The organism is Pseudomonas sp. Q1 (assembly GCF_009935975.1).
Lineage (GTDB): Bacteria > Pseudomonadota > Gammaproteobacteria > Pseudomonadales > Pseudomonadaceae > Aquipseudomonas > Aquipseudomonas palleroniana.
The window spans coordinates 141464-152033 of sequence record NZ_QODI01000008.1 but is presented as its reverse complement, the minus strand read 5'-3'; the positions used below and the strand labels follow the sequence as shown (position 1 = coordinate 152033).

At 58.6% G+C, this 10570-nt stretch carries 8 protein-coding genes and 2 pseudogenes; 3 read left to right on the top strand and 7 right to left on the bottom strand.

Annotated features, from left to right (window positions below; all coding sequences use genetic code 11):
- Nucleotides 1-22: 22 nt before the first annotated feature.
- Both DK870_RS14500 and DK870_RS14495 read left to right on the top strand, forming a co-directional pair.
- Nucleotides 23-436, top strand: coding sequence for a hypothetical protein (locus DK870_RS14500; protein ID WP_161548950.1), 414 nt, complete (start codon nt 23-25; stop codon nt 434-436).
- A gap of 274 nt (nt 437-710) precedes the next feature.
- Entirely contained in the window at nt 711-1388 is a 678-nt protein-coding gene (locus tag DK870_RS14495) for a DUF5710 domain-containing protein (protein ID WP_161548949.1), read from the top strand.
- Between the two features lie 272 nt (nt 1389-1660).
- Here the strand turns inward: DK870_RS14495 and DK870_RS14490 are convergent, their stop codons facing one another.
- The 6 genes and pseudogenes from DK870_RS14490 to DK870_RS14470 all read right to left on the bottom strand — a co-directional run bounded on the left by DK870_RS14490 (nt 1661) and on the right by DK870_RS14470 (nt 8304).
- Nucleotides 1661-2422 (bottom strand): SDR family oxidoreductase, encoded by a 762-nt coding sequence (locus tag DK870_RS14490; RefSeq protein WP_060752868.1) that lies wholly within the window; start codon nt 2420-2422, stop codon nt 1661-1663.
- 28 nt (nt 2423-2450) lie between these two features.
- Nucleotides 2451-3278: a DMT family transporter gene (locus DK870_RS14485; protein WP_161548948.1), complete on the bottom strand. Its 828-nt coding sequence runs from the start codon at nt 3276-3278 to the stop codon at nt 2451-2453.
- Nucleotides 3279-3352: 74 nt separating this feature from the next.
- Entirely contained in the window at nt 3353-4258 is a 906-nt protein-coding gene (gene gcvA / locus DK870_RS14480) for a transcriptional regulator GcvA (protein WP_161548947.1), read from the bottom strand.
- A gap of 217 nt (nt 4259-4475) precedes the next feature.
- A pseudogene (locus DK870_RS30000) lies at nt 4476-5012 on the bottom strand (methyl-accepting chemotaxis protein); the annotation flags it as partial.
- A 324-nt stretch (nt 5013-5336) separates the two neighbouring features.
- Nucleotides 5337-6419, bottom strand: a pseudogene (locus tag DK870_RS29995) (cache domain-containing protein); the annotation flags it as partial.
- Between the two features lie 379 nt (nt 6420-6798).
- Nucleotides 6799-8304, bottom strand: a complete 1506-nt coding sequence (locus DK870_RS14470) for a methyl-accepting chemotaxis protein (protein ID WP_372241674.1) — start codon at nt 8302-8304, stop codon at nt 6799-6801.
- Nucleotides 8305-8635: 331 nt separating this feature from the next.
- Here DK870_RS14470 and DK870_RS14465 point away from each other — a divergent pair, with 331 nt between their 5' ends.
- A complete protein-coding gene (locus tag DK870_RS14465) occupies nt 8636-9577 on the top strand; it encodes a hypothetical protein (protein WP_060752863.1) in 942 nt (313 codons plus the stop codon).
- A 58-nt stretch (nt 9578-9635) separates the two neighbouring features.
- On the opposite strand, the gene DK870_RS14460 is transcribed toward DK870_RS14465, so the two are convergent.
- Nucleotides 9636-10520, bottom strand: a complete 885-nt coding sequence (locus DK870_RS14460; RefSeq protein ID WP_161548944.1) for a LysR family transcriptional regulator — start codon at nt 10518-10520, stop codon at nt 9636-9638.
- Nucleotides 10521-10570: the final 50 nt, after the last annotated feature.

Genomic DNA, 10570 nt, shown 5'->3' with positions numbered 1-10570 from the left:
TCAGCAACGAAGGAATTATCCCATGCAGCACATCATTCAAGTCGACAGCACTCTCTGGGCATTGATCAGCCGCCTGCAAGGCACAGAGCTGCAAACACCTTCGCGCAAAGCCCGTTTCCGTATCACGACCGTTGACGCAAATCGCGTTGTGATTGAGACAGGATCGGAAGACTCGCAGTTAGCGTTGACTCGAGCAGCTTTCCAGCAAACGTTGGACTACCTCGCCGGAAACAATCATTTCGGCCAAGCACAAGCGGTGGAAATCAGCTCCAACCATACGTATGAAAAAGCCGGCCCACTTTGCCAGGCGGCGCGTTACATAGCAGGAGGCAAGCCAGGCCGTACCAACATCACCTACATTCTGCCGATTCTGGAGCAGTGTCAGGCAGTCGGCATTCGGTCCACCACCCCAAACAGCACTTGGCTGCTGCCCTGAGTCGAGTTATAGGCCTCCTTTAAGGCCTAAACTTGGTCGACCTATGATAACTGCCATAGTTGGTTAACAGGCTATTTAAACAGCCTGATTGAAGACCCAGCCATTGAGCGCAGTTGTGGATCTACCTCTGACCACGACAGACCCGCGGGCTATTGCAACACCTCCCTCCATCAGCCTGCTTTGTCGCTCTTTTTTAAGTTTGCAGGTCCCAACAAGGCCAGAAGGCTCTAGCATGAGATCTGGCGTTTACTCAGCAATACGTACGGATACGGAAATGGCAAGGATTGATCTGAAAGTCCCTTTCTCAGAAAAAGACGAAGCGAAATCACTCGGTGCAAGGTGGGACCCGAGCCTGAAGACTTGGTACATCCCCGAGGGTGTCGACATCGCCCCCTTGGCTCAGTGGCTGCCCGTAACAGAGCATGCAGACCTAGAGCACGGACCTGAATTTAGTGTCAGAGCACCTTATTACTATGTCATAGAGTCAGTGTCTGACTGCTGGGGTTGCTCTAATTTGACCCGCGTGTTCACGTTCAAGCTTCCCGAGCAACACGAAGAGTTCGATTATTACGAGGATGAGGACGAAGATTTCGCGCTCACAAGCAACCTCGGCGAATGGAAGTGCCATGGGTATCGCGGAACGGTCTCCAACGTCGTCAGCCTCTCTCCCTTGGTCACGAAGCAGATCCATCACTTCACCAACAAATTCAAACAGGCCTACAGCAAAACAGTGGGCAGCCGTTACTTGATGAATCACTGCGAAAACTGCGGAGCCAAGCTCGGGGATTTCTTCATGCACAGCAAACCTGGTGGAGCTTTCTTCCCGACCTCACCACAAGAGGCTCAGCGGATGACTCTCATCAGAATCAACGAACGGTTCGACGCCAACTGCAGCGTTGGCTTTGCATCCGAAGATTTTTTCGACTGGATGCAGGTTCGCGAACAATCCTAATTACCCTATCCAATACCGTACTGCTCAATGACCTCAGCTTTCCACGACATCGACCCTACAAACAAGCGCCCGAACATGGATTCGGCCTGTACTGCTTATATAAATCACGACCGGAAAGACTTCCCGTGCTGGCTGCCACAATGTATTTAACCAAAATATCAAGATCATCATTGGATGCTTATGCCAGTACGGTTGCTGTCGAAACAACCGACTGAACAGCTGCGCAATTCGCGCGTCCATCGAATACTCCGTTGCGCGAGCATGTCTCTGACTCATTTACCGCCCGTCACATCCAGGAATGTACCAGTAACAAACGATGCCTCCGCACTCGCCAACCATAGAATCGCGCGGGCCACTTCCTCAGGCTGTCCGCCCCGCCCCATGGGGATCGATTCCTTGACACGATCGACCCGCCCCGGCTCACCGCCACTGGCATGCATTTCGGTATAGATATGTCCGGGGCGAATACAGTTAACGCGTATGCCTTCGCGCGCGACCTCCTTTGCAAAGCCAATGGTGAAAGTCTCCAAGGCTCCCTTTGACGCCGCATAGTCGACATACTCATTGGGGCTGCCAAGGCGCGCCGACGCCGAAGAGACATTGACCACCACGCCGCCCGGGCCGTTGTGACGGTAAGCCATACGCTTTACCGCCTGCTGGGCGCAGAGGATTGGCCCGATGGAATTGACCGCGAAAATGCGCTGCATCCGCTCGAAGCCGAGACCCTCCAGGCGTGACTGAGTCGCCAGCATTCCGGCGTTATTGACCAAGACGTCAATGCGTCCGAACGAGTGGTCGATCGCTGCGAACAAATCAGCCACCTGCCGAGGGTCCGCACTGTCGGCCCGCATCGCCAGCGCTCTGCGCCCCAACGCTTCCACATCCGCAACCACAGCCAACGCTGCGGCCTCGTTGGTAACGTAGCTGATCGCGACGTCATAACCTCTTGCAGCGGCCAGCCGAGCCGTTGCTGCCCCTACTCCACGACTTCCACCCGTGATTAGAATCAGCGGTGCCTGCGAGACGTCGAACATTAGATATTGCTCCTGAGCCGTGGCTGTATCAGCCGATAAGTAAGGTGCCGCTGGCGATCACTACGCACGCCAGTATCCGGCGTGCGGTTAACGTCTCGCCGAGGAAGACATAGCCGATCAACGCCGCAAACAGCACGCTGGTTTCACGCAATGCGGATACCGCGCCCAAAGGCGCTTCGTTCATCGCGTAGATGACCATTGCATACGCGAGCAAAGAGACCAGCCCGCCGACCACAGCAGTCGCTGTTCCGGGCCGGGCAGAGAATAAGCTGCGGGCATCACGCAGACCGATGTAGACCACCGGCATCAACACGCCCCACAGCGCGCACATCCATACGGTGTAGGCCAGCGGCGCACCGGAGAGCCTGGCGCCGATGCCGTCGACCACGCTGTAGGCCGCGATAAAGCCGCCCGTTCCCAGCGCATAGGGCAGGCTGGGAACCGAAAGACTGCGCCCTCTGAAGGCCAGGGAAATAATCCCGCATGACACCAGCGTAACGCCGAGCAACTCGCCAGGCGTGATGCTTTCTCCGGCAAAAACGGCTGCGCCCAAGGTGATCAACACTGGCGACGACCCACGTGAAATCGGATAGATCTGCCCCAGGTCACCGACTCGATAACTGCGCACCAGAAACAGGTTGTAGCCCACATGCAACAACCCCGAAAGCACCGCGTAGCCCCAGCTTTCAATAGCGGGCGGCAGCATGAATGATGCGGCAACGAGACTGGTGACGGCGATGGCAATGCACATCACTGTCATCGACCATAGCCGATCAGCGCCACTGCGCAGCAGCGCGTTCCAGCTGGCATGCAGGAGCGCGGCGAAAAGCACGAGGAAGATGAGATGGATAGGCATGCGCCACTCTAGGCAATTCGGCGCCGGGACTAAAGCGAAGGCTCCTCATCGCAGCATGAATGAATGCTCATACCTTAAGGTTCTACGTGTTTTACCTTCAGCGCCTCATTGACCAACCATTGACGAAAGCTGGCGATGTGCGGCTGTGATTCAATGCCCTTGGGACAGACGAAGTAATAAGCAAGCGGCGATGGGAACGGCACATCGAACAGCCGAACCAAACGGCGATCGCCGATTTCGCTCTCGACATGCCCGCTGCGCACCAATGCAACGCCTTGGCCGAGCAGAGCCGCTTCCACCGTCATGTTGGTATCACCAAATCTGACGCTTTCCTGAAGCGGCAAATAGGCCAGCCCGACGGCTTGAAACCACACTTCCCACTTGGGTACCAACTCGGCACCGTCCCGAGTCAGAAGCGGGAAATGTAACAACTGCGCAGGGTTCTGCGGAGTCCCGACGCGCCGCAACAGTTCTGGGCTGGCCACAGGAAACACCTGCTCCCCAAACAGGAACTCAGAATACAGACCAGGGTAATTGCCCTTGCCGAGCCTGATCGCAACATCAGCCTGGCCGTGAGAGAAATGAATTATTTTATCCGTGGTATCCAGCGAGACCAAAAGCTCCGGGTGCTGACGAGAGAGACGCGGCAAGCGTGGCAGCAGCCATTTGAGCGCGAAGGAATAGGTGGTACTGACGCTGAGTCGAACCCTGCCTTTTTGCTCGCGCAAATCACCCAGAGTCGCCTCCAGGCTGATGAAAAACTCCCGCACGATGGGCGCCAGCGCCGCCCCCGCGGCCGTGAGGCGTAACGCCTTGCCACGTTCAAACAACTGCACGCCCCAAAGGGCCTCAAGATGCTTGAGCTGGTGGCTGACCGCGCTTTGAGTCACATGTAGTTCCTGTGCGGCCGACGTAAAGGTCAAGTGCCGGGTGGCAACTTCAAATGCGCGCAAGGTCGCGGTGGGCGGCAGGTCTCTCATGGGCATTATCCGGCGAGTTATCAGAAAAGTGCATGCATGAACGCTTCTTCATGATAGGCATAAACTCACTCGGGACGCTGTGTTCTCCATCGACCCCCTCCGCCGACGGCGTCTGCCAGGCCTGAGACATAACCTGCGGGCACGCCCAGGGAAAAGACTGCATTGACCGCCCGAATGAAAACGATGAAAGCTCACCGTTTTCATTCGGCCTGGGAGACTAATATTTAAAACGCCCTACCAAGCCCTTAAGCTCCCCGGAAATCTCTATCAACCGGCCCGAGCCAGTCTGTGAGGACTGCGCAAAGCCTTCGACCAACTGGGCATCGGCATGGATCTGTGCGATGTGCCGGTTGATCTCTTCAGCCACCTGGTGCTGCTGCTCGGCGGCGGTGGCGATCTGAGTGTTCTGGTCGCGGATCGAGTCCACCGAGCCGCGGATCTTGTCGAAGCTGTCACGGGCCTGCTGGATGCGTTCCACGCTGGCGTGGGACACCTGCAGGCTGCCTTGCATCTGTTGCGTGACTTCCTGGGTGCGGCGGGCGAGGTTGCCCAGCAGGCTGTCGATCTCGCCGGTGGAGTCGGCGGTGCGACGCGCCAGGGCGCGGACTTCGTCGGCGACCACGGCGAAGCCGCGGCCCTGGTCACCGGCGCGCGCCGCTTCAATCGCGGCGTTGAGCGCCAGCAGGTTGGTCTGCTCGGCGATCGAGCGGATGGTGTCGAGAATGGTGTTGATGTTCTGGCTGTCCTGCTCCAGCAACTGCATGGTCTGGGTGGACCTCTGCAAGTCTTCGCTGAGCTTGAGCACGCTGCCGGTGGCTTCGCCGATGTGCTGCTGACCGTCATGGACGTCGCGGTAGCCTTCGTCGGCACTCGACGCGGCAGCACTGCACGAGCGCGCGACTTCGTTGGCGGTCGCCACCATTTCGTTGAACGCCGTGCTCACCAGTTCCACGGCTTCACGCTGGCGACCTGCGGCCTGGTTCATGTTGTTGGCCACTTCGCTGGTGTCGGCGGCGGCGGTCTGCAGGTCCGATGAAGCGCTGCCGATGCGCTGCACCAATTGAGCGATCATACCCAGGAACTGGTTGAACCAGCCCGCCAGGCCGGCGGTTTCGTCCTTGCCCTGCACCTTGAGTTGGCGTGTCAGGTCGCCTTCTCCTTCGGCGATTTCCTGCAGGCCGTCGGCCACGCCGCGAATCGGACGCACGATGACGCGGGCAAAACTGGCACCGACAAGCGCGAACACCAAGGCCAAGGCCGCTGCAATGGCGGCGATCAACCAGGTCAGGCGGGTGGCCTCGGCCATCACTTCATCACGCTTGATCAGGCCGATAAAACGCCAGCCCAGGTCTTTGGAGCTGACCACGTTGGCCATGTAGGGCACGCCATCGATCTCGATCTGGGTCACACCGTCGCCGCGCTTGGCCAGTTCGGCGTAGTTGGGGCCAAGGTCAGCCAGGGGTTTGAAGTTGTGCTTGGCGTCGCTGGGGTCTACCAGCACGTTACCGTTGGCCTCCACCAGCATCAGGTAGCCGCTGTTGCCCAGCTTGATGTTGCGCACCAGTTCAGTGAGCTGCTTGAGCGACACATCCAGGCCCACCACGCCGAGAATATTGCCGGCGGCATCCGCAACCGTGTGCACGGTGCCGATCAGCGTCGCATCGTCCGGCGCCCAGTAGTAGGCACCGGTGCGCACGGTGGTGCCTGGCGCGGCGATGGCCGCTTTGTACCAGGGACGCACGCGTGGGTCGTAGTTGTTCAGTTTGGTATCGTCCGGCCAACTGGCGTAGCCGCCGTCGCTCAGCCCCAGGGACAGGTAAGCGGTACTCGGATGGCTTTTGGCGAACTGGTCGAATATCGCCAGCAACTCTTTGTTGGTCGGGGTCAGCGGAATTTGTGCGGCATCGGCGCCGGCGTAGCTCTTGAGGTCCTTGGCCGCAACCACGCGCGGGTCCTTGGCAACATAGTCGACGTTTTGGCTGATGCCGTCGAAGAACTGCTTCATGCCATTGTCGATCTGGCGGATCTCGCGACCGCTGCTGTCGAGAAAATTGGCCTGGGCCCCCTCCCGCACATTCAGCACTACCAAAACGGCGACCAGGATGACCGGGATGCACGCGATAGCCGCGAACGCCCAGGTCAGCTTCTGCTTGATATTCATGACTTCACCTGCGGGTATTTATAGTTTTGGCAAGGAGAAACGCTAGAGCTGAACATCGCATGTGTTGTTATCGGAAGCCATGCTTAGACTGAATTATCGGCCGCGTTGAAGCGCACTTTAGGAACATGTCGGAAGCTTTTGTAAGGCAAACAACCAAGCTGCGCGCAATAAAAAAGCCTGCGCAAGGCGTAATACCAGTCAGTTAAAGCTTGACGCTGTCATTGTGGGAGGGGCGGTGCGACGATTCGACTTGCTCCCGATTGGCCGCGAAGCGGCACCAGCTTTGGGTTTGAAAAGGCTGGGCCTGCTGCGCAGTCCATCGGGAGCAAGCCCCCTCCCACAGGTTATTAACTGACCAGCATTATGCTAAGGGCAGGCTTTATCGATTAAAGCGCTCGACCAGGGAGTATTGCGTGGAAGCCGTGCGGGTCAGCTCGGTGTTCAGCCCTGCCGATTGGTGCGCCTGCTCCGAGGTTTGGTCGGCCAGCTGGGCGATGGTGGCGATGTTCTGGCTGATTTCCTCGGCCACCGCGCTTTGCTCTTCCGTAGCGCTCGCAATCTGGGTGGTCATGTCGGTGATGTTGGCGACGGCTTCACTGATGCCCAGCAACGCCTTGTCCGCCTCGAGCACTTGGAGTACGCCCTCTTCGGCCTGGCGGCAACCGCTCTCCATGGTTTGCACGGCTTTGCCGGACGAGACCTGAAGCGTGGTGATCAGTTGATGGATCTGCGTGGTCGATTGCGAGGTGCGCTGTGCCAGCTGGCGGACCTCATCGGCCACCACGGCAAAGCCTCGGCCCATGTCGCCGGCACGGGCAGCTTCAATGGCGGCATTCAGTGCCAGCAGGTTGGTCTGATCGGCGATGCCTTTGATCACATCCACGACCGTGCCGATTTCATCACTGTCCCGCGCCAACTGCGCCACAGTCAGGCCGGTTTCGCTCACCACATTCGACAGACGCTCAATGGCTTCGCGAGTTTCCCGGGTTACATCGCGGCCACGCCCCGTCAGCTGGTTGGCCTGCTGGGTGGCATCAGCGGTGCGTTGCACATGCCGGGCAACTTCCTGGGTCGTCGCCGCCATCTGGTTGACTGCGGCCGACACCTGCTCAGTCTCGACACGCTGGCGCTCCAGGCCTTTCGAGCCCTCAGCGGCCAGCGCCTCGGATTGCCCCGCAAGTCGGCTGAGCTGCTCGGCGGTGTCCTGCAAACGGGTAAGGCAAGTCTTCAGACGCGCAGTCTGACTGACGAAAGCCGTTTCCAGGCGGGCTTGCGGGCCACGGGCATCGCTGTACATCTGCGCAATCAACGCATCGGAGGTCGAGGGTTCGGTCATCTGTAACAGGTGCTGCGTTCCGCGCTTTTGCCAACGTGAAAAGACCCAGCCGACCGGTAACGCCACGGCTGCCGCCACACCGAATGCCAACGGCGCACTGAAGAACACACCGCTCACCGCACCCGCCAGCCCGGTGGCCAGATATGGCAGGCAATCCTGCGCAGCACACACCCAGTTGTCCCAGCGAGGAATGGCCGACTTTCCTTGGCTGATACGCTGATAGAGCGCTTGCGCCCGACGGACCTGATCCGCCGTCGGCTTGACCCTGACCGACTCGAAGCCCACCACCTGGCTGCCTTCGAATATCGGTGTGACGTACGCGTTGACCCAATAGTGATCGCCACTTTTGGAGCGGTTCTTGACGATCCCCATCCATGGCCGGCCTTGTTTAAGCGCACTCCACATGTGCGCGAATACGGCTGGGGGCACGTCCGGATGACGAACGATGTTTTGCGGAGCCCCTATCAGATCTTCTCGATTAAAACCGCTGATCTCGACAAACGCGTCATTGCAATAACTGATAACGCCTCGGGCATCTGTTGTAGAGATAAGTTTCTGCTGTGGGTCAAGTGAAACTTCGCGCTGAGTAACGGGTTGATTATTTCGCACAACGACTACCTTTTATGACTTGCATAGCCATCGGCAAGCGCCAGGAAAAGTTAATACTTTTTTTTGAAATTTTTCTTATACATACAGACTTTGTACCGAAATCGAACAATAAACGAAGCTTTATAAACCTGAACGAAAGTACCAACTAAGAAGAAATAAACAAATAGCTTTGCTGCCATAACGGTCGCAGTTTCTATATATATCAGCACTTTGCAGAAGGGCCTGATCCGGCCTACGCTGCATCCACGGATCAGCGAGCGAGGTGACAATCGTGAACAGCACATTCAGGATCGATGCAGTAGACGCCGTGCCGCCAAACGAGCGCGAAGCGGAATATTTCGAGTACAGCAAAGCGGCAAATCCGATCAGCGCCAAGCTCATTACAGGCGTGCCCTACCACAACTTTCCAGCCTCGCTCTGCGACTCAGGCCCCTCGCGGGTCGTGCCGCTGGACCTGAGCGAAGCATTGGGCTGCGAAGGGCCGGCCACCGGCCCCGGGCTTTGTGCCAACTTTATCCGCCTCAATGCGGGCGACAGCCTGACGCTCCAGCCCAACGCCACCTCGCAGGTTTTTTATGTGATTGCCGGCGCAGGTAAAGTGACCCAGGGCGAGCACACCCTGGAATGGTCCAAAGGCTGCTTCATGGCACTGCCAGGTCTGCTGGGCGCCTGTTTCAGCGCGACCGAGGACGCCCGGCTCTATTACGTGCATGACGAGCCCCTGTTGCGCTATCTCGGCGTGACCCGCAGCACTGACCGGTTCTTGCCGACGTTGTACCCGGCGCAGACCGCCAACGCGAAGTTGCGTGAAGCGGCCGATGACCCGCGTGCGCAAGACCGCAGCCGTATCAGCATCTTGTTGGGCAACCGCAATTTCCCGCAAACCCGAACCGTGACCCATGTGCTCTGGGCCATGTATGGAATTCTGCCGGCTGGTTCGGTCCAGAAGCCTCATCGGCATCAGTCCATTGCGCTGGATTTCATCGTCGATTGCCCGACAGGTTGCTACACCCTGGTCGGCACCGACCTGGACGCCGATGGCCAGATACGTCACCCGGTTCGCGTGGATTGGGCACCGGGGCTGGCGTTTGTCACGCCGCCCGGCTACTGGCACGCCCACTTCAACGAGTCCGGCCAGGAAGCGTTCCTGATCCCGATCCAGGACGCGGGGCTGCAGACCTACCTTCGCTCGCTGGATATCCGCTTCAGTTGATAGCCGTCGGGCAAGCGGCGCACTTGCGTGAAGCATGTTTGCGCCGCCCTTCATCTGATCAGGCTTTCAATGCGTCCTCCAGAAACGCCACCAATACCTCCACCCGCGGGCTACGCAGCTTGCGTGAGGGCACCAACAGATTGATGGGCGCACTGTCGAATTGCCAATCCGCCAATACCCGGACCAGGCTACCGTTGGCGATTGCATCACTGACATCCCACTGCGAACGCAGCACCAAGCCCAAGCCTTGCTCGGCCCAACGCCGAGCGACGCTTCCATCGTTACTCAACAGCGCGGGTTCGATGCGCAGTGTTTTGCGCCCCTGCCCCTTACGCAGATGCCATAGCGTGACATCTTCATCATTTTCACGAATGCAAATGCAGCGATGCTCGGCCAGTTGCTCCGGTGAAGATGGCACCCCGTACTGCTCCAGATAGGCTGCGCTTGCGCACAACCATCGGTGGTTTTGCGTAAGGGGCCTGGCGATCCACAGGCTGTCGTTCAGGTGACCAATGTGAATCACCGCGTCGCTGTCGTGACGATCAGGCCATGGCGTTTCACGCAAATCCAGCTGCAGGCGCAGCTGTGGATGCAACCTGGCGAAGCGGGCCAGCAGCGGTGCAATCCGCTGGCGTCCATAGCCGAACGGCGCCGCCAGCCTGAGCGTGCCGGTCAGCCGCTGGTCCTGTTGCCTGAACGACTCCGGCAACGCCTCCAGTTGCTCCAGCAACAGCGCACATTCACGGGAGAAACGCTCGCCATCAGCCGTAAGGCTCAAGCGCCGGGCATCGCGATTGGCCAGGGTCAGCCCCAGCAGCGTCTCGAGCTTACGTAGGCGCATGGACAGTGCGGGTGGCGAGACGTTGAGCATTCTGGCCGCAGCGCTCAAAGACTCGGAGCGCGCCAGTGTTGCAGCCAGGCGTAGATCTTCGACGGAGATCATTTAGTTTTACTTAATGATTGATGACCATTGATTGAACCACAACTTTACGA

Bases quoted from the DNA above. Each gene is read 5' to 3' on its own strand.
- DK870_RS14500 (WP_161548950.1), top strand. From the start codon at position 23: ATGCAGCACATCATTCAAGTCGACAGCACTCTCTGGGCATTGATCAGC.
- DK870_RS14495 (WP_161548949.1), top strand. From the start codon at position 711: ATGGCAAGGATTGATCTGAAAGTCCCTTTCTCAGAAAAAGACGAAGCG.
- DK870_RS14490 (WP_060752868.1), bottom strand. From the start codon at position 2,422: ATGTTCGACGTCTCGCAGGCACCGCTGATTCTAATCACGGGTGGAAGT.
- DK870_RS14485 (WP_161548948.1), bottom strand. From the start codon at position 3,278: ATGCCTATCCATCTCATCTTCCTCGTGCTTTTCGCCGCGCTCCTGCAT.
- gcvA (WP_161548947.1), bottom strand. From the start codon at position 4,258: ATGAGAGACCTGCCGCCCACCGCGACCTTGCGCGCATTTGAAGTTGCC.
- DK870_RS14460 (WP_161548944.1), bottom strand. From the start codon at position 10,520: ATGATCTCCGTCGAAGATCTACGCCTGGCTGCAACACTGGCGCGCTCC.